The sequence below is a fragment of the Streptomyces sp. NPDC002784 genome, from assembly GCF_053592135.1.
Genome location: NZ_JBSFVD010000014.1, coordinates 25,444 through 43,785 on the forward strand (window position 1 = coordinate 25,444; position 18,342 = coordinate 43,785).

The following is an 18,342-nucleotide window of genomic DNA, read 5'->3' on the forward strand; positions in this document are numbered from 1 at the left end:
GCCGGGTGTCCAAAACGCCGGTGAGAGCACAGGCCAAGGGGGCTGGGCGGGTGGTTGTACGTCGTGATTCCGCTGTGGGCGAACAGGACCCCGGTGGCGCAAGGAAACCGGCAAAAGCGGCAAACCGCACGCCGACTGCGGCGAAGAAGACGCCGCCCGTAAAACAGACCGCCGTGAAGCAGGCCGCCGTGAAACAGGCCCCAGTGAAGCAGGCCGCCGTGAAACAGACCGCCGCTAAGCAGGCCGCCGTGAAGCCCGCCAAGGCCGAGTCGCGCACCGCCCTGGTCCGCCGGGCCCGCCGCATCAACCGCGAACTCGCCGAGGTCTACCCGTACGCCCATCCCGAGCTGGACTTCGAGAACCCCTTCCAGCTCCTGGTCGCCACGGTCCTGTCGGCCCAGACCACCGACCTGCGGGTCAACCAGACGACCCCGGCCCTGTTCGCGAAGTACCCCACCCCCGAGGACCTGGCCGCGGCCAACCCCGAGGAGGTCGAGGAGATCCTGCGCCCGTGCGGGTTCTTCCGGGCCAAGACCCGATCGGTCATAGGGCTGTCCAAGGCCCTGTCGGAGGAGTTCGGCGGCGAGGTGCCGGGACGGCTCGAGGACCTCGTCAAGCTGCCCGGCGTCGGCCGCAAGACCGCCTTCGTGGTGCTCGGCAACGCCTTCGGGCGGCCCGGCATCACCGTGGACACCCATTTCCAGCGGCTGGTACGGCGCTGGCGGTGGACCGAGCAGACCGACGCCGACAAGATCGAGGCCGAGATCGGCGCGCTGTTCCCCAAGAGCGACTGGACCGACCTCTCGCACCACGTGATCTGGCACGGCCGCCGTATCTGCCACGCCCGCAAACCGGCCTGCGGCGCCTGCCCCATCGCCCCGCTCTGCCCCGCGTACGGCGAGGGCGAGACGGACCCGGAGAAGGCGAGGAAGCTGCTCAAGTACGAGAAGGGCGGCTTCCCCGGCCAGCGTCTGAAGCCCCCGCAGGCGTATCTGGACGCCGGCGGCAGGGCGGCCCCGCCGCTGGGGGCCGGATGACGGGCCGTCGGCAGCGAGGCCGGGGGCCGTCCCGGGGGCGGCCTCAGGGGTCTTCTCGGGGTCGATCTCAGGGACCGGCCCAGGAACGATCCAGGCGTGGCCCGGCGTTGGACACGGCAGGACGACGGGGGTGGCGATGACACGCGCGAGCAACACACAGGGCGGGCCGGTGGCGCTCAGCAAGGAGGGCCTGCCCGGCTGGCTGGATCCGGTGGCGCGTGCCGTGGAGACGGTCCAGCCGTTGCAGCTGAGCCGGTTCCTGCCGCCGGAGGACGGCGCCGGGCGGCAGTCCGCGGTGCTGATCCTGTTCGGAGAGGGCGAGCGCGGCCCCGAGCTGCTGCTGATGGAGCGGGCGAGCTCGCTGCGCTCGCACGCGGGCCAGCCCTCCTTCCCCGGCGGTGCCCTCGACCCCGAGGACGGCGACCCGAAGGCCGACGGGCCGCTGCGGGCCGCTCTGCGTGAGGCCGAGGAGGAGACCGGGCTCGATCCGTCCGGCGTGCAGCTCTTCGGCGTCCTGCCCCGGCTGTACATCCCGGTCAGCGGCTTCGTCGTCACCCCGGTGCTGGGCTGGTGGCGCGAGCCGACCCCGGTCGGTGTCGTCGATCCGAACGAGACGGCCCGGGTCTTCACCGCCCCCGTGGCGGATCTCACGGACCCCGCCAACCGCGTCACCGCCGTCCACCCCAGCGGCCACCGCGGTCCGGCATTCCTGGTCGAATCGGCCCTGGTGTGGGGGTTCACCGCCGGGATCATCGACCGGTTGCTGCACTTCGCGGGCTGGGAGCTGCCCTGGGACCGGGAGAACCAGGTCCCGCTGGACTGGCGGTCATGACAGGGTGGACGCCGTGTTCCGCAATCCGGGGGGCGTGAAGTGACGAGGCGAGGCTTGAAGCGGTGAACGTGCTGGACATCCTGCTGCTGGTCGCCGCGGTGTGGTTCGCGATCGTCGGCTACCGCCAGGGCTTCGTCGTCGGCATCCTGTCGGTGATCGGCTTCCTCGGCGGCGGTCTCGTCGCCGTCTATCTGCTCCCGGTGATCTGGGACGCCATGACGGACAACTCCGAGGTGAGCACGACCGCCGCCGTCGTCGCCGTGGTCGTCGTCATCGTCTGCGCCTCCGTCGGCCAGGCCCTGACCACCCACCTGGGCAACAAGCTGCGCCGGTACATCACCTGGTCCCCGGCCCGCGCCCTGGACGCCACCGGCGGCGCCCTGGTCAACGTCGTCGCGATGCTCCTGGTCGCCTGGCTGATCGGCTCGGCGCTGGCCGGCACCACCCTGCCGACGCTCGGCAAGGAGGTCCGCAACTCCAAGGTGCTGCTCGGGGTCTCCCGGGCGCTGCCCGCGCAGGCCGACACCTGGTTCGCGGACTTCTCCTCGGTCCTCGCGCAGAACGGCTTCCCGCAGGTCTTCAGCCCGTTCGCGAACGAGCCCATCACCGATGTCCAGCCCCCCGACCCGGCCCTGGCGAACAGCAAGGTCGCCACCCGCGCGAAGCGATCCATCGTCAAGGTCGTGGGCACCGCCGACAGTTGCGGCAAGGTCCTGGAGGGCACCGGCTTCGTCTACGCCGACCGCCGTGTGATGACCAACGCGCATGTGGTGGGCGGCGTCGACGAACCCACCGTCCAGATAGGCGGGGAGGGCCGCAAGTACGACGCGCGGGTCGTCCTGTACGACTGGAAGCGCGACATCGCCGTGCTCGACGTACCCGATCTGGACGCGCCCGCGCTGAAGTTCACCTCCACCGACGCCCGCAGCGGCGACGACGCGATCATCGCCGGCTTCCCGGAGAACGGCGCGTACGACGTGCGCGCGGCCCGGGTGCGCGGCCGTATCCCGGCCAACGGCCCGGACATCTACCACCGCGGCACCGTGCACCGTGACGTCTACTCGCTGTACGCGGTCGTCCGCCAGGGCAACTCCGGCGGCCCGCTGCTCACGCCCGACGGCAAGGTGTACGGCGTGGTCTTCGCGAAGTCGCTCGACGACGCCGACACCGGCTACGCGCTCACCGCGGACGAGATCCAGGACGACATCGCCGCCGGCCGCACCGCCAACCAGCAGGTGGACAGCGACAGCTGCGCGCTGTGAGCCGGGTGGAACCCGCCCGGGGAACTCAGCCGCGGGGGTGACGCAGGCGCACCGAGACCCAGCGGGCCCGGCGGCGCAGGATGCGCGGAATGCCCACCCTGGGGTCGGTGCCCGCGAGCTGCGGGGCGGCACCGCCTCGGCGGGGGCTCAGGGCGTTGCCCGAGCGGCGAGTGCGTGCTACGTCACTGTAGTCGTGCGTCCAGCCCATACCCCGACGTCTGCCCCTGCCCCAAGGTCGATAACCGCCCCCAGGGCCCCCAATTGGCCTATGCGCCGGGCAATTGGCTGTTCGTAGTACAGGTGTTCAAATGCGGATGCCGGGTGCGTCGGAACGGTCACCGATCGGGTTCGGGATCCTTCAGCCAATTGATCAGTTCGGTGGAGAAAGCGACCGGATCCTCTTCCTGCGGGAAGTGTCCGAGTCCGTCGAACAGGCGCCAGCGGTAGGGGGCTTCGACGTACTCGCCGGAACCGGCCGCGCTGCGGGTGCGCATCACCGGGTCGAGCGAGCCGTGCAGATGAAGGGTCGGCACCTGGACCGGGCGCTTCATCCGCCGGTTGAACTGGATGCCGTCGGGACGGGCCAGGGAGCGGACCATCCAGCGGTACGGCTCGATCGAGCAGTGCGCGGCGGAGGGGATGCACATCGCGCGGCGGTACGTGTCCACCGCGTCGTCCTCCGGCAGCCGCGGCCCGGACCAGTCCCGGACGAGCCGGCCCACCAGCGCCCCGTCGTCGGCGGTGAGCCGGCGCTCCGGGATCCAGGGCCGCTGGAACCCCCAGATGTAGGAGCCCGCGGCCGTCTGCTTGACGTCGGAGAGCATGGCCGAGCGCCAGCGCCGCGGATGCGGCATGGACGCCACCGCCAGCCGCCGCACCAGCTTGGGCCGCATCACGGCCGCCGTCCACGCCAGATAGCCGCCGAGGTCGTGGCCGACGAGGGCGGCGTCCGGCTCGCCCAGGGAGCGGATCACGCCGGTGATGTCGAGCGCCAGGTTGGCGGGGTCGTAGCCGCGCGGGGTGCGGTCGCTGCCGCCGACGCCGCGCAGGTCCATGGCGACGGCCCGGAACCCGGCGTCGGCGAGCGCCGGCAACTGGTGCCGCCAGGTCCACCAGAACTGCGGGAATCCGTGCAGGAGCAGGACCAGCGGCCCGTCACCCATCTCGGCGATATGGAAGCGCGCGCCATTGGCCGCCACGTCCCGATGGGTCCAGGGACCATCGAGTCGTACGACCGAGGCGGGTTGTGCCGAAGGGGTGGGGACCGGGTCCGTCATGACGATGAGCGTGCCACAGCCTCGATGGCGGCGGGCGACCGGTCCTCCAGGGCCGGCGCCGGACGCGGGTGCGGCTTCGCCTTCTGCAGGACGCCCGCGGACTCCTTCATCGAGGCGGCGACCTTCTGGGGGCCCTTGCTCTTCGTGGTCTTCTTCGCGTAGACCCAGCCGATGAGCGTGAGGACGAGCGCGACCAGGACGTTCGCGGCGAAGGAGAGCAGGAAGCAGATGGCGAGATTCCAGTCGCTCCAGGTGTGAATGCCGTACGCCAGTGCGAAGTTGAGCATCGGCAGGGAGAACACCAGCACCCCGCCCGCCACCATGAACGCGCCGCCGCTGGTCGCCCCGCGCTTGACATCCTGCTTGAGCTGAGCCTTGGCCAGCGCGATCTCGTCGTGCACCAGCGCCGACATGTCGGTCGTCGCCGAGGCGAACAGCTGGCCGATGCTGCGTTCGGCGCCGACCGGGCTGCCGTCGGGTGCGCTCATCGCGTTCTCCCTCTTCTGACCCTGTGGGTGAGGTCTCGTCTTTTGTACCGTCCCGTCAGATCATGCCCGACGGTCGTCCTCCTCGCCTGCCCCACCCGTCACTTCGGCAAGCCGCGCCTGTTCGGCGGCCTTCACTTCGGCGAGCCGGCGGTGCTCGGCGGCCTTGGCGTCGTGGATGGCCGCCATCCGCAGGTGGTACGCCGGGTCGTCCTCCTCGTAGATGTCCGGGATGCCGGAGAGGTCATCGTCGCGCTCCTCGGCCTCGGTCATCTGGCGGTACCGGCGGTTCCGCACCTTCAGCAGCACCGATGCCAGCGTGGCCGCGATGAGGGAGCCCAGCAGAACGGCCGCCTTGACCTCGTCGGTCAGGGCGGTGTCGCCCTCGAAGGCGAGTTCACCGATGAGCAGCGAGACGGTGAAGCCGATCCCGGCCAGGGACGCCACGGCGAACACATCGGCCCAGGCCAGGTCGTCGCTGAGCGACGCCTTGGTGAAGCGGGCCGTGAGCCAGGTACCGCCGAAGATGCCGACCGCCTTGCCGACCACGAGGCCGAGCACGACCCCCAGCGTCTCGGGCTGGGTGAACACCTCGCCGAGCGCCCCGCCGGAGAGGGTGACACCGGCGCTGAACAGCGCGAACAGCGGCACGGCCAGGCCCGCCGAGAGCGGCCGGACCAGGTGCTCGATGTGCTCGCCGGGGGAGTGCTCCTCGCCCTCGCGCCGGGTGCAGCGCAGCATCAGGCCCATGGCGACACCGGCGATGGTGGCGTGGACGCCGCTGTTGTACATCAGTGCCCAGATGACGAACGCGAGCGGCAGGTAGACGTACCAGCCGCGGACGCCCTTGCGCAGCAGCAGCCAGAAGACGACGAGGCCGAGGACGGCGCCGCCGAGCGCGGCGAAGTCGAGCTGGTCGGTGAAGAAGACCGCGATGATCAGGATCGCGAAGAGGTCGTCGACGACGGCCAGGGTGAGCAGGAAGGCGCGCAGCGCGCTCGGCAGGGAGGTGCCGATGACGGCGAGCACGGCCAGCGCGAAGGCGATGTCGGTGGCGGTGGGCACGGCCCAGCCGCTCAGGGAGCCGCCGCCGGCGACAGCGGTGAGGGTGTAGACGAGCGCCGGCGCGGCCATGCCGCACAGCGCGGCCACCACCGGCAGTACGGCGGCCTTGGGGTCCCGTAGCTCACCGGCCACCAGCTCACGCTTGAGCTCGATCCCGGCGACGAAGAAGAAGATCGCGAGCAGCCCGTCGGCGGCCCAGTGCTCGATGGACAGGTCCAGGCCGAGGGCCGCGGGCCCGATGTGGAAGTGACTGACGCTGTCGTAGCTGTCCCGCAGCGCGGGGATGTTCGCCCAGAGCAGCGCGGCGACGGCGGCGACGAGCAGCAGCACACCGCCGACGGTCTCGGCGCGCAGCGCGTCCGTGACGAAGGTCCGCTCCGGCAGCGACAGCCGGCCGAAAACCTTGCGGGGGGTGCGGGGCGCGGACACGGGTACCTCCGGTGAGTGGGCAGCACAAACACTTGCCGACCAGACTTCCCGGCGCACCTTGAGGGTCTTACGTGATGTTTAGCCTATCTAACGTACGGCGGGGCCGCACGCCCGGTACCCCTGCCGGACCGGCACGGGGGAACGCCCGGCGCGGTGGGGCGCCGGGCGTCCGAAGAGCCGCGCAGGTCAGTCCTCGCTCGGTGCCGCCGGGAGCTTGGCCTGGATGAGGTCCATGACGGTGGAGTCGGTGAGCGTGGTGACGTCTCCCAGCTCGCGGTTCTCGGCGATGTCCCGCAGCAGGCGGCGCATGATCTTGCCGGAGCGGGTCTTGGGCAGCTCGGCCACCGGCAGGATCCGCTTCGGCTTGGCGATCGGCCCGAGGGTGGCGCCGACGTGGTTGCGCAGCTCCGCCACCAGGTCCTCGGTCTCGGCGGCCGTACCGCGCAGGATCACGAAGGCGACGATGGCCTGCCCGGTCGTCTCGTCCGCCGCGCCGACGACGGCCGCCTCGGCGACCGACGGGTGCGACACGAGCGCGGACTCGACCTCGGTGGTGGAGATGTTGTGGCCGGACACCAGCATCACGTCGTCCACCCGGCCCAGCAGCCAGATGTCGCCGTCGTCGTCCTTCTTCGCGCCGTCCCCGGCGAAGTACTTGCCCTCGAAGCGCGACCAGTACGTGTCCAGGAACCGCTGGTCGTCGCCCCAGATGGTGCGCAGCATGGACGGCCACGGCTCGGTCAGGACCAGGTAGCCGCCACCGCCGTCGGGCACCTCGCGGGCCTCGTCGTCGACGACGGTCGCGCAGATGCCGGGCAGCGGGGTCTGGGCCGAGCCGGGCTTGGTCTGGGTGACGCCGGGCAGCGGCGAGATCATCATCGCGCCGGTCTCGGTCTGCCACCAGGTGTCCACGATCGGGGTCCGGTCGCCGCCGATGTGCTTGCGGTACCAGATCCACGCCTCGGGGTTGATCGGCTCACCCACCGAGCCCAGCACCCGCAGGCTGCTGAGGTCGAACTTGGCGGGGATGTCGTCGCCCCACTTCATGAACGTACGGATGGCGGTGGGAGCCGTGTACAGGATCGTCACCCCGTACTTCTGCACGATCTCCCAGAACCGGCCCTGGTGCGGGGTGTCCGGCGTGCCCTCGTACATCACCTGGGTGGCGCCGTTGGCGAGCGGCCCGTAGACGATGTAGGAGTGCCCGGTCACCCAGCCGACGTCGGCGGTGCACCAGTACACGTCCGTCTCGGGCTTGAGGTCGAAGACGGCGTGGTGGGTGTAGGCCGCCTGGGTGAGATAGCCGCCGGAGGTGTGCAGGATGCCCTTCGGCTTACCCGTGGTCCCCGAGGTGTAGAGGATGAACAGCGGGTGCTCGGCCCCGAAGGCCTCCGGGGTGTGCTCGGCGCTCTGCCGCCCGACGATCTCGTGCCACCACACGTCCCGGTCCGCGTCCCAGGCGACTTCCTGGCCGGTGCGCTGCACGACGAGCACATGCTCGACGGTGCCCGCCTTGGTGACGGCCTCGTCCACGGCCGGCTTCAGCGCGGACGGCTTGCCCCGCCGGTAGCCGCCGTCGGAGGTGATCACGACCTTGGCGTCGGCGTCCTGGATCCGGGTGGCGAGCGCGTCGGCGGAGAAGCCGCCGAAGACCACCGAGTGCGCGGCGCCGATCCGGGCGCACGCGAGCATCGCCACGGCCGCCTCGGGGATCATCGGCAGGTAGACGGCGACCCGGTCGCCCTTCCGCACACCCAACTCCAGCAGCGCGTTCGCCGCCTTGGAGACCTCGTCCTTCAGCTCCGCGTAGGTGATCGCGCGGCCGTCGCCGGGCTCGCCCTCGAAGTGGATGGCGACCCGGTCCCCGTGTCCGGCCTCCACATGCCGGTCCACGCAGTTGTAGGCGACGTTGAGCTCGCCGTCCTTGAACCACTTCGCGAACGGCGGGTTCGACCAGTCCAGCGTCTCCGTCGGTTCCTTGGCCCAGCTCAGGCGGCGGGCCTGCGCGGCCCAGAAGCCGAGCCTGTCAGCCTTGGCCTGTTCGTACGCCTCCACCGTGACGTTGGCGTTCGCGGCCAGGTCAGCGGGCGGCGCGAAGCGTCGCTCCTCCTTGAGGAGGTTGGCCAGGCTTTCGTTGCTCACGACATCTCCCTTTCCCAGGGTGTCCGTTGTGTCCCAGGCCACAGCTCATCAGACCCGGGGGCCCGATGACAAGGGCCGACGGGAAATTGGTTTAGACCTATGTGGCTGTGTCCACGGCCGTGGTGCGGCACTCGCTGTCACCCGTACCCACGGACGCTGACCAGGCGGAGTTCAGCCTCGGTCCTGCTTTTCCCGCTCCGGACCCCGGGTCGCCCCTCAGACCGTCACCTCCTCCGCCCGTACGTGGTCGAAGACCTGGCCCTCGTCCGCTCCGGTGAGCAGGTACGCCTGCGCCTCACCCACGTGGAAGTACATCCCGTGCAGCTCCACCGCCCCCTCGCGCAGGGCCCGGGCCACCGACTCATGGGCCCGCAGATGCTCCAACTGCTGCACCACGTTGGTCAGGCAGAGCTGCTCCACCGCGTCGGCCGGCGCCCGCCCCGCCAACCGTGGCCACGGCCGGCCGGCGTCGGCCATGCGCTCCAGGCTCGGCATCCCGTGCCGCAGCCACCGCTTGAGCGGGGTCGCCGCGCCACCCGGCTCGGCGGCGAGCAGCGCCTGCATGGCCCCGCACCCGGAGTGCCCGCACACGGTGATGGAACGCACCTTCAGCACCTCCACCGCGTACTCGATAGCGGCCGCCACCGAGTCGTCCCCGTACTCCTCGCCGGGCTGGGCGCCTCTCCCGGCGTCGGCCGGGGGCGGAACCAGGTTGCCCACATTGCGCACCACGAACAGGTCCCCGGGACCACTGGAGGTGATCATCGAGGTGACCAGACGCGAGTCGGCACAGGTGAGGAAGAGCTGCGAGGGCCGCTGCCCCTCCCGCGCCAGGCGCGCCAGCTCCCCGCGCACCAGGGGTGCGGTGTGGCGCTGGAACGCGCTGATGCCACGCGCCAGTTCATGCCCGCTGCGGCCGCGGTCCGGCCCGGGCGTACCGCCTCCGGAGCCGTCGCCGGGGCTGTCCTGCCGTGCGCCGGAAGCGGGCTCGAGGTGGGGCTGCTCGCACTGGTGGTTGCGCCAGGGCGTCCAGGGGCGGCACCGGCAGCCGGCGGATGCGGCCGCCTCGGCCGACCCGGGCTCGTTGTGCACGGTGGTGGGGACCCCCGGTTCGGAGATCTTGAGCCCCGCGCGGCGGCCGGTCAGCTCGACGGAGCCGCCCCGCGCGGTGTGCGTGTTCTGCCAGTCCTGGAGCGTCTCGTACGCCGCGTGGTCCATGAAGGACCCGTCCAACTCCACGACGGCGGGCGCTCCGTGGGGTACGAGATGCAGGGCCCGGCTGAGCCGCGGGACCGCGAGGAACGTCAACTGGCCCCGGACGTGTACGTGATGGACTCCGTCCTGCTCGTCGTGGGTGATCCGGGTGCGGGCGAGGCGGTGCAGGGAGACGGCGACGGCGACGGCGATCCCCAGCGCCACGCCCTCCAGGACGCCGAAGAAGACGACGCCGGCGGTCGTGACGGCGTAGACCAGCACTTCGCGGTGGCGGGTCACCGTGCGGATGTGGTGCAGGGACACCATCTGGATGCCGACGGCCATCACCAGGGCGGCGAGCGAGGCGAGCGGGATGAGCTCCAGGAGCGGGACCATCAGCAGCGTGGCGACTACTACGAGAACGCCGTGCAGCATCGTGGAGTTCCGGCTCACGGCACCCGCGTGCACATTCGCCGATGTCCGCACCGCCACTCCCGCCACCGGCAGTCCGCCGAGGCCGCCGGAGACGATGTTGGCGGCGCCCTGGCCGAGCAGCTCGCGGTCGAGGTCGGAGCGGCCGACGGGGGCGGGCGGGCCGGGGCGCCCGGCCACCAGCTTGTCGGCGGCGACCGCGCCGAGCAGCGACTGCACGCTGCAGACGAGGGTGGTGGTCAGCACGGCCGCCACGACCCCGAGCACCGGGCCCTCGGGGAGCCCCGCGAGGGCGTGGCTGCTCCAGGACGGCAGGTCCACCTTGGGCAGCCGGAGTCCCGCGAGCGAGGCGGCCGCGGTGGCTCCGGCGACGGCGACGAGCGCGGCCGGGATCTTGCGCAGCAGGCGGCCGGCCCGGCCGGGGAGGCGCGGCCAGAGCAGCAGCAGTGCGAGGGTGAGCGCGCTCACCGACAGGGCGGCCGGGTGCAGATCCGCCAACTGGGCGGGCAGGGCACGCAGATTGTCGGGGACGGAGCTCTGCGGGGTGCCGCCGAGGACGATGTGCAGCTGGGCGACGGCGATGGTGACGCCGATGCCGGCGAGCATGCCGTGCACGATGGCGGGGCTGACCGCGAGCGCGGTGCGCGCCACGCGCAGGCAGCCGAGGCCGAGTTGGGCGAGTCCGGCGAGCACGGTGATGGCGCAGGTCGTGCGCCAGCCGTAGCGCTGGATGAGGTCGGCGGTGACCACCGTGAGACCGGCGGCCGGGCCGCTGACCTGAAGTGGGGAGCCGCCGAGCCGGCCGACGACCAGCCCGCCGACCGCGGCGGCCACGAGACCGGCCTGGAGGGGCGCGCCGGTGGCGAGGGCGATGCCCAGGGACAGCGGCAGGGCGATCAGGAAGACCGCGATGGACGCGGACACATCGGCGCCGGCGAGCCGGAAGCGGCGGCGGCGCGTGGGCGGCTCGGGGGGCTGGGTGCGCTCGGTCCGAGTGGGGTCGGTGGCGCGGGTAGGGACGCAGGCTGACATGGATTCCCGTCTCCTCCGGGGCAGCGCGGTCGCGGATCTGGTGGTCCCCCGTCCGGTCGGCGGGGGGTCGGGTCGCGGCCGTGGGTCACGGCGTGCAGCGGCGGGATGAATCAACGCTCGGTAAACGGATCGTAATGCAGAGTAAAGGGCGAGCATAGAGTTTCCGGGCAAATGGGCGAATAGCTCACCGGAATGAGTGAAGTGGCCCATTGATCGGCTTGTCGTACTAATTCCTTCCTGCTCCCGTGCGACCTTGGCGGCGCTGTCGGCACTTTTCCCGGCAGATCACCAGAAAACGCCCCATTCAGCGTTGGCCTGAGAGAAGGAAGTAGGTGGGCGGAACATGGCCGCCACCCAGAGGATCGCCGCGGGCGCCGTGGTCGCCGCGGTCTGTGCCGCATCAATCGCCGGCTGCGGAATCGGCAGCGACGGCGCCGAGGAAGGGGCCTCCGGCCCGCAGAAGGCCAAGCCGGCCCAGGCGCCGCCCAAGAGCGCGGTCCGCCTGATCGGCGACGGCTCGACCGCGTACACCGGAGCCCAGCCGCACCTGCCCAGGCCCGAACGGCTGAAGCCCGGTCAGAAGCCGCCGCAGTTCGTGGTGTTCTCCTGGGACGGCGCGGGCGAGGACGGGCAGAAGCTGTTCTCCCACTTCCGCAAGGTCGCCCGGGACAACAACGCGACGATGACGTACTTCCTCAGCGGCGTGTACATGCTGCCCGAGCACAAGCGCGACCTGTACCGGCCGCCGCAGCACTCACCGGGCCGCTCCGACATCGGCTTCAACGACGAGCAGGGCATCGCCGCCACCGTCGAGCAACTGCGCGGCGCGTGGCTGGAGGGCAACGAGATCGGCACCCACTTCAACGGCCACTTCTGCGGCAAGGGCCGCGGGGTCGGCGAATGGTCGGTCGAGGAGTGGAAGGACGAGATCGCCCAGGCGAAGCAGTTCGTGAAGTCCTGGAAGACCAATACCGGCCTGAAGGACGCCTCCCCGCTGCCCTTCGACTACGAACGCGAGCTCATCGGCGCCCGCACGCCCTGCCTGGAGGGCCAGGAGAACTTCATGCAGGCCGCCCGGGAACTCGGCTTCCGCTACGACACCAGCGGCGTCAACAACCAGGTCTGGCCCAAGAAGAAGCAAGGCCTGTGGGACCTGTCGATGCAGCTCGTGCCGTTCCCCGGACACACCTTCGAGCAGCTGACCATGGACTACAACTTCATGGTCAACCAGTCCGGCACCACCAGCCAGGGCGACCCCGACAAGTACGAGTTCTGGGGCGACCAGATGCGCGACGGCCTGCTCCAGGGCTTCCGCCGCGCCTACGACGGCAACCGCGCGCCCCTGATCATCGGCAACCACTTCGAGTCCTGGAACGGCGGCACCTACATGCGGGCCATCCAGGAGGTCATCGAGAGCGTGTGCACCAAGGAGGAGGTGCGCTGCGTCTCCTTCCGGCAGCTCGCCGACTGGCTGGACGCGCAGGACCCGAAGGTGCTGGCCAAGCTCACCACCCTGCCGGTCGGCCAGGCGCCGAAGCAGGGCTGGGAGTCCTTCCTGTCGGACCGCCCGGCTCCGGCGCCCAAGGGCGTCCCCGGGGCGCCGGCGGCCCGGCAGTAGCGCCGCTCACGCAGTAGCGCCGTTCAGGCGGGAGCGGTGACGCTCTCGCCGAGCACGAAGGCGGGGTCGACCTGCGCGGCGAGGTCGGCCCCGGTCCGCTCGTTCCCCCAGGACTGCGCGTTCTTCAGGTGGAAGTGCACCATCTGGCGGGTGTAGCGCTCCCAGTCCCGGCTCTCGTAGGTGGCGTCCACGGCCTCCTGCAGCTGGTGCAGGGCGCTGCGGTTGGCCTCCTCCAGGAGCTCGAACCGGGGCGGGCGGCCCTTCTCCATGGAGCGCACCCAGTCCGAGTGCCCGACCGTGACGAGCAGGTCGTCCCCGGCTTCCGCGCGCAGGAAGTCGAGGTCCTCCGGTCCGTGCACCTTGTTGCCGACGACCTTGAGCCGGACGCCGAAGTCGCGGGCGTACTCCTTGTACTGGCGATAGACGGAGACCCCCTTCCGGGTCGGCTCGGCGACGAGGAACGTCATGTCGAAGCGGGTGAACATGCCGGAGGCGAAGGAGTCCGAGCCGGCGGTCATGTCGACCACGACGAACTCGTCGCGCCCGTCCACCAGGTGGTTCAGGCACAGCTCCACCGCTCCCGTCTTGGAGTGGTAGCAGGCGACCCCCAGGTCGGCGTCGGTGAAGGGGCCGGTGACCATCAAACGGACGGTGCCGCCGTCGAGTTCCACCGGCCGGGCGCAGGCGTCGTAGACCGGATTGTCCTCGCGCACCCGCAGCAGCCGGGATCCCTCGCCGGGCGGGGTCGTCTTGATCATCGTGTCGGCGGAGGAGATCCGCGGGTTCGCGCCGCGCAGATAGTCCTTGATCAGCGGGAGCCGGTCGCCCATCGCCGGCAGGGCCGCCGCCTCGGGCTCGTCCAGGCCGAGCGCGGCCCCGAGGTGCTGGTTGATGTCGGCGTCGATCGCGACCACCGGCGCCCCGGTCGCGGCGAGATGCCGGATGAACAGGGACGACAGGGTGGTCTTGCCGCTGCCGCCCTTCCCGACGAAAGCAATTTTCATGTTCAGTAAGCGTAGTGGCGCCTCAGGCACCAAGGGCGGGCAAACGTGAAGAAGGCCACTCGATCGTGGGGCCGGGCGCTGGACTGCGTACTGTCGTACTCATGAGTACGACAGGCGCGACCGCCGATCCGCTCGCGGCCCTGGGCGCGCTGCCCGGCGTGGCCGAGTCCGTGGAGTCCGTGCGCAAGGCCGTGGACCGGGTCTACGGGCACCGGGTCATGCGCCGCCGCAGCAACGAGATCACCTCCGAGGCGGCGCTGCGCGGGGCCCGTGGCTCGGCGGCGCTGTCCGGTGCCGACTGGGCCCTGGAGGAGGTGCGCAGGCGTACCGACTTCAGCGGGGACGGCGAGGCGCGCCTGATGGGCGCCGCGCTGCGGCTGACCGCGGAGGCGGGCCAGCTGCTGTCCATCTGGCGGCAGTCGCCGCTGCGGGTGCTGGCCCGGCTGCATCTGGTCGCGGCGGCGACCAACGGGCCGGAGGTCGGGCGCCCGCGCGGGGCCGGCGAGCCGGTCGACGAGCCGCTCGTCGAGCTGCCGCTGCCCGGCGCCGACGAGGTCCACGGCCGGCTGGACGGCCTGTCCGAGCTGATCATCGCGGGCGGGTCCGCGCCGGCGCTGGTGACCGCCGCCGTGGTGCACGGCGAGCTGCTGGCGCTGCGCCCGTTCACCTCCCACAACGGCCTGGTCGCGCGGGCGGCCGAGCGCATCGTGCTGGTGGGCAGCGGCCTCGACCCGAAGTCGGTCTGCCCCTCGGAGGTCGGCCACGGCGAACTCGGCTCCGCGGCCTACCTCGCGGCGCTCGACGGATACGTCTCCGGTACTCCCGAGGGCATGGCTGCCTGGATCGCCCACTGCGGCAAGGCGATCGAGCTGGGCGCGCGCGAATCGACGGCGGTGTGCGAGGCGCTTCAGCGCGGAGCGGCGTAGAAGTCCTCGGAAAAGGGTTGCGGCGGTACGAAGAGATTCGTACCGCCGCTGGCATGTTCACCGGGTTACCAAGCGTCCTCGATATGTTGCCCATCAGGTCGGGGACTTTGCCCGTGCCCTGGTGCGGCTGGCCCGTAATCGACGGGTCGACGTCGCGTGGGTGCCCGGTGTCCATGCTCGGTCCGTGGGGCCAGTTGCGGTTTAAAGGTGATCCTCGCGGATGCCCTTGGTCTCGCGGGCCGTTGAATCCTTTCTACTCCAGGTCCGGAGCAAGCGGAAGCCCTGGCTGCCGTTCTTTACTTTTGCGTTCAAAGAGGAGCTAAACGGGCGGGGGTCTGCCGAACCGGCCCAAGGGTCGGCATCGGCGCAGGTCAGGCGAGTGCGGTGCGGCGGCGGCTGGTGTACCAGACGAGTCCCGCGGTGGCCGCCGCCGCTCCCACGGCGGCGGCCACGACGAGCGCCGGACGGGTCGGGACGGAGAACCCGGGCAGCCGCTGCTTGAGCCGGACCGGGCGGTGGAAGTCGAGAATGGGCCACCCGCGCGCGAGTGCTTCGCGGCGCAGCGCGCGGTCCGGGTTCACGGCGTGGGGATGGCCGACGGACTGGAGCATCGGCACGTCGGTCGCCGAGTCGCTGTAGGCGTAGCAGCGGGAGAGGTCGTACCCCTCGGACGCGGCGAGTTCCTTGACCGCCTCGGCCTTCGTCGGGCCGTACGCGTAGTACTCCACCTCGCCGGTGAAGCAGCCGTCGTCGCCGACGACCATGCGGGTGGCCACCACGCGGTCGGCGCCGAGCAGCTCACCGATGGGCTCCACGACCTCCGCGCCCGACGTCGACACGATCACGACGTCGCGGCCCGCGGTGTGGTGCTCCTCGATGAGGGAGGCGGCCTCGTCGTAGATGATCGGGTCGATCAGGTCGTGCAGGGTCTCGGCGACGATCTCCTTGACCTGCTGGACGTTCCAGCCGCGGCACAGCGCGGACAGGTACTCGCGCATGCGCTCCATCTGGTCGTGGTCGGCGCCGCCCGCGAGGAACACGAACTGGGAGTACGCGGTCCGCAGGACGGCCCGGCGGTTGATCAGACCGCCTTGGTAGAACGACTTGCTGAAGGTGAGCGTGCTCGACTTCGCAATGACCGTCTTGTCCAGGTCAAAGAAGGCCGCTGTGCGGGGCAAGGAGTGGTTTTCCACGACCCTGAGCATAGGCGCAGCCCATTCGGCGTAAGGTGGGGCGCGTGGGTTTGCCTGAGAGGCCTCTCGGGTACACCATGGAAGTCACGGATCGTTCGCGACCGTGCTAACCCGGCCCGGCTCCTCCCCCCCCGAGTCGGCCGTGGAGACGACCCCCGCTCTCCCCCCCGGCGGGGGTCGTCGCATGTCCGGGTGCGTTTTCCCCCTTCTTTGACCGACCGCGAGGTCGCAGCGAGGCGGCTCAGGCCGCCTCTTCTGCATGCCCATGATCCGTCACTGTGGGTAGTCGATGGACTGCTCTCCGGAAGTCGTACGGGACCAGTACACGGGTCACCGGTATGGGTGACGGCGATATTCACAACCATCGAGTTGTCCACAGTTATCGACCAAGATCCACACGATTTCCGGCATCGCTGCACCGTGATTCCCAACGCGTCCCGCCGGGGCGGACTTCATGACCGGTTCCGGTTAGTCGGGCGCGTTTGGCCGGTTCGTATCGGCCGCTCATCCGGAGACCGGACGCCGGTTCTCCGCACCTTTGGGAATCGCGCGGCCGCAGGGGCCCCGCGACAGACGCGACACAGGGGGACGCCATGGCAGCAGCCGCCACCCAAGAACCGCCGCCCGCCGCCTCGGGGCGGCCGGGAGCACCGCTGATCGTCACCGAGGACGCCGGCCTGCTGGACGACCTGCTGCGGCTGTGCGCGGCAGCGGGCGCCACGCCCGAGGTCCATCACGGCCTCCCCGAGCCGCGCGGGAACTGGGAGGCCGCACCGCTGGTCCTGGTCGGCGACGACGCCGCCCGCCGGGTGCGCGGCGCTCCGCGCAGACGGGGTGTGGTGCTGGTCGGCCGGGACCAGGACGACTCCGGGGTCTGGCGGCGGGCCGTCGAGATCGGCGCCGACCACGTCCTGATGCTCCCGGACGGGGAGCAGTGGCTGGTCGACCGCATCGCCGACGTGGCCGAGGGCGTGGGCCGGCCCGCCCTCACCGTCGGCGTGATCGGCGGGCGGGGCGGGGCCGGTGCGTCCACGCTCGCGTGCGCCCTGGCCGTCACCTCCGCGCGGGAGGGACTGCGCACCCTCCTCGTGGACGCCGATCCGCTGGGCGGCGGACTCGACGTACTCCTCGGCGGCGAGACGGCAGAGGGACTGCGCTGGCCGGCTTTCGCCGCCTCACGCGGGCGGGTCGGGGGCGGCGCCCTGGAGGAGTCGCTGCCCCGGCTGCACAACCTGCGGGTGCTCAGCTGGGACCGCGGGGACTGCGTCGCCGTCCCGCCGCAGGCCGTACGGGCGGTGCTGGCCGCCGCCCGGCGCCGCAGCGGCACGGTCGTCGTCGACCTGCCGCGCCGGATCGACGACGGCGTCGCCGAAGTGCTCGCCCAGCTCGACCTCGGCATCCTCGTCGTCCCCGGCGAGCTGCGCGCCGTCGCGGCCGCCGGACGGGTGGCCTCCGCGGTCCGGATGGTGCTCGGCGACCTGCGGGTGGCGGTACGCGGGCCGTACGCGCCCGGCCTCGACGACCGCGAGGTGGCCCGGCTCCTCGGACTGCCGCTGGCCGGAGAGGTACCGGTCGAAGCGGGGCTGAGCCGCCCGCAGGACGGCAGGACGCCGCCCGCCGCGGCCGGACGCGGACCGCTGGCGCGCTTCTGCCGCGCCTTCTGGGAGCGGGCACTGCTGGAGGCGGGGACGGCATGAGCACCTACCTGGGACCGGAGGCGCTCGCGGCCGGATCCGACATGACACCGGCCCTGCTCGACGGCGTGCGACGCAGGCTCGCGGAGAGCGGGGCCGAACCGACCCCCGCGCGCGTGGCGCAGGCGCTGCGCGCACAAGGGCGCGTGCTCGGGGACGCCGAAATCCTCGGCGCCGCGCAGCAGTTGCGGTCCGAACTGGTCGGCAGCGGGCCACTGGAGCCGCTGCTCGCCGACCCGTCGGTCACCGATGTGCTGGTCTCGGCACCGGACCGGGTCTGGGTGGACCGCGGCGGCGGCCTGGAGCTGACCGGCGTCCGCTTTCCCGACGCGGCGGCCGTACGACGCCTCGCGCAGCGGCTGGCCGCGGTGGCCGGACGGCGCCTGGACGACGCGCGGCCCTGGGCCGACGCCCGGCTGCCGGACGGGACCCGGCTGCACGCCGTGCTGCCCCCGGTGGCCGTCGGCTGCACCTGCCTGTCCCTGCGGGTGGTACGGCCGCGCGCGTTCACGCTGGACGAGCTGGTGGCGGCGGGCACGGTACCGCCGGGCGGGGACCGGGTGCTGCGGGCGCTGATCGAGGCGCGGTTGTCCTTCCTCATCAGCGGTGGCACCGGCAGCGGCAACCCAAAACTATGGTTGTAACGCCTCTCAATGGATGATGCCTGGCGGCGCCGCGAAGAGGTCGGAAGCAAGCCCCTGACCTGCTGGTTTGTGCCGT

14 protein-coding genes and 1 pseudogene are annotated in these 18,342 nt (G+C 71.4%); 7 read left to right on the forward strand and 8 right to left on the reverse strand.

Annotated elements, in window-relative coordinates; all coding sequences use genetic code 11:
* Positions 1 to 50: 50 nt before the first annotated feature.
* From nth to ACWD1Z_RS23155, 3 genes are all read left to right on the forward strand, one after another.
* The gene (gene nth, locus ACWD1Z_RS23145) at positions 51 to 1,037 is read left to right on the forward strand and encodes an endonuclease III (RefSeq protein WP_451121371.1); all 987 of its coding nucleotides are present in this window, start codon (positions 51 to 53) and stop codon (positions 1,035 to 1,037) included.
* Between the two features lie 136 nt (positions 1,038 to 1,173).
* Complete coding sequence (locus tag ACWD1Z_RS23150) at positions 1,174 to 1,869, forward strand: NUDIX hydrolase (RefSeq protein WP_451121373.1); 696 nt, start codon at positions 1,174 to 1,176, stop codon at positions 1,867 to 1,869.
* A gap of 62 nt (positions 1,870 to 1,931) precedes the next feature.
* Positions 1,932 to 3,131, forward strand: coding sequence for a MarP family serine protease (locus ACWD1Z_RS23155; RefSeq protein ID WP_451121375.1), 1,200 nt, complete (start codon positions 1,932 to 1,934; stop codon positions 3,129 to 3,131).
* Positions 3,132 to 3,156: 25 nt separating this feature from the next.
* Here the strand turns inward: ACWD1Z_RS23155 and ACWD1Z_RS23160 are convergent, their stop codons facing one another.
* The 6 genes from ACWD1Z_RS23160 to ACWD1Z_RS23185 form a co-directional block, all read right to left on the reverse strand.
* Positions 3,157 to 3,339 (reverse strand): hypothetical protein, encoded by a 183-nt coding sequence (locus ACWD1Z_RS23160; RefSeq protein ID WP_451121377.1) that lies wholly within the window; start codon positions 3,337 to 3,339, stop codon positions 3,157 to 3,159.
* Positions 3,340 to 3,466: 127 nt separating this feature from the next.
* Positions 3,467 to 4,408: an alpha/beta fold hydrolase gene (locus tag ACWD1Z_RS23165; protein ID WP_451121379.1), complete on the reverse strand. Its 942-nt coding sequence runs from the start codon at positions 4,406 to 4,408 to the stop codon at positions 3,467 to 3,469.
* Positions 4,405 to 4,896 (reverse strand): phage holin family protein, encoded by a 492-nt coding sequence (locus ACWD1Z_RS23170; RefSeq protein ID WP_451121381.1) that lies wholly within the window; start codon positions 4,894 to 4,896, stop codon positions 4,405 to 4,407. The genes ACWD1Z_RS23165 and ACWD1Z_RS23170 overlap by 4 nt, the downstream gene beginning before the upstream one ends.
* 60 nt (positions 4,897 to 4,956) lie before the next feature.
* On the reverse strand, positions 4,957 to 6,387 hold the full coding sequence (gene nhaA / locus ACWD1Z_RS23175; RefSeq protein ID WP_451121383.1) for a Na+/H+ antiporter NhaA: 1,431 nt from the start codon (positions 6,385 to 6,387) through the stop codon (positions 4,957 to 4,959).
* A gap of 186 nt (positions 6,388 to 6,573) precedes the next feature.
* A complete protein-coding gene (gene acs, locus ACWD1Z_RS23180) occupies positions 6,574 to 8,529 on the reverse strand; it encodes an acetate--CoA ligase (protein WP_389416843.1) in 1,956 nt (651 codons plus the stop codon).
* 216 nt (positions 8,530 to 8,745) lie between these two features.
* Entirely contained in the window at positions 8,746 to 11,187 is a 2,442-nt protein-coding gene (locus ACWD1Z_RS23185; protein ID WP_451121385.1) for a bifunctional SulP family inorganic anion transporter/carbonic anhydrase, read from the reverse strand.
* Between the two features lie 343 nt (positions 11,188 to 11,530).
* Between ACWD1Z_RS23185 and ACWD1Z_RS23190 the strand changes: the two genes are divergently transcribed.
* A complete protein-coding gene (locus ACWD1Z_RS23190; RefSeq protein WP_451121386.1) occupies positions 11,531 to 12,805 on the forward strand; it encodes a hypothetical protein in 1,275 nt (424 codons plus the stop codon).
* 23 nt (positions 12,806 to 12,828) lie between these two features.
* On the opposite strand, the gene ACWD1Z_RS23195 is transcribed toward ACWD1Z_RS23190, so the two are convergent.
* Positions 12,829 to 13,809, reverse strand: coding sequence for an ATP-binding protein (locus ACWD1Z_RS23195; protein WP_451121388.1), 981 nt, complete (start codon positions 13,807 to 13,809; stop codon positions 12,829 to 12,831).
* Between the two features lie 101 nt (positions 13,810 to 13,910).
* Between ACWD1Z_RS23195 and ACWD1Z_RS23200 the strand changes: the two genes are divergently transcribed.
* The gene (locus tag ACWD1Z_RS23200) at positions 13,911 to 14,735 is read left to right on the forward strand and encodes an oxidoreductase (RefSeq protein WP_451121389.1); all 825 of its coding nucleotides are present in this window, start codon (positions 13,911 to 13,913) and stop codon (positions 14,733 to 14,735) included.
* Between the two features lie 371 nt (positions 14,736 to 15,106).
* Here ACWD1Z_RS23200 and ACWD1Z_RS23205 read toward each other — a convergent pair whose 3' ends face one another.
* Positions 15,107 to 15,940, reverse strand: a complete 834-nt coding sequence (locus ACWD1Z_RS23205) for an HAD family hydrolase (RefSeq protein ID WP_451121391.1) — start codon at positions 15,938 to 15,940, stop codon at positions 15,107 to 15,109.
* 581 nt (positions 15,941 to 16,521) lie between these two features.
* Here ACWD1Z_RS23205 and ssd point away from each other — a divergent pair.
* Positions 16,522 to 17,625, forward strand: coding sequence for a septum site-determining protein Ssd (gene ssd, locus ACWD1Z_RS23210; RefSeq protein ID WP_451121392.1), 1,104 nt, complete (start codon positions 16,522 to 16,524; stop codon positions 17,623 to 17,625).
* Positions 17,622 to 18,257, forward strand: a pseudogene (locus tag ACWD1Z_RS23215) (ATPase, T2SS/T4P/T4SS family); the annotation flags it as partial. The gene ssd and the pseudogene ACWD1Z_RS23215, both read left to right, overlap by 4 nt.
* Positions 18,258 to 18,342 lie beyond the last annotated feature (85 nt).

What these genes read in the sequence shown, in the direction of transcription:
- ACWD1Z_RS23150 (WP_451121373.1), top strand. Translation starts at nt 1,174, where the DNA reads ATGACACGCGCGAGCAACACACAGGGCGGGCCGGTGGCGCTCAGCAAG.
- ACWD1Z_RS23160 (WP_451121377.1), bottom strand. Translation starts at nt 3,339, where the DNA reads ATGGGCTGGACGCACGACTACAGTGACGTAGCACGCACTCGCCGCTCG.
- ACWD1Z_RS23165 (WP_451121379.1), bottom strand. Translation starts at nt 4,408, where the DNA reads ATGACGGACCCGGTCCCCACCCCTTCGGCACAACCCGCCTCGGTCGTA.
- ACWD1Z_RS23170 (WP_451121381.1), bottom strand. Translation starts at nt 4,896, where the DNA reads ATGAGCGCACCCGACGGCAGCCCGGTCGGCGCCGAACGCAGCATCGGC.
- ACWD1Z_RS23185 (WP_451121385.1), bottom strand. Translation starts at nt 11,187, where the DNA reads ATGTCAGCCTGCGTCCCTACCCGCGCCACCGACCCCACTCGGACCGAG.
- ACWD1Z_RS23190 (WP_451121386.1), top strand. Translation starts at nt 11,531, where the DNA reads ATGGCCGCCACCCAGAGGATCGCCGCGGGCGCCGTGGTCGCCGCGGTC.
- ACWD1Z_RS23195 (WP_451121388.1), bottom strand. Translation starts at nt 13,809, where the DNA reads ATGAAAATTGCTTTCGTCGGGAAGGGCGGCAGCGGCAAGACCACCCTG.
- ACWD1Z_RS23200 (WP_451121389.1), top strand. Translation starts at nt 13,911, where the DNA reads ATGAGTACGACAGGCGCGACCGCCGATCCGCTCGCGGCCCTGGGCGCG.
- ACWD1Z_RS23205 (WP_451121391.1), bottom strand. Translation starts at nt 15,940, where the DNA reads ATGCTCAGGGTCGTGGAAAACCACTCCTTGCCCCGCACAGCGGCCTTC.
- ssd (WP_451121392.1), top strand. Translation starts at nt 16,522, where the DNA reads ATGGCAGCAGCCGCCACCCAAGAACCGCCGCCCGCCGCCTCGGGGCGG.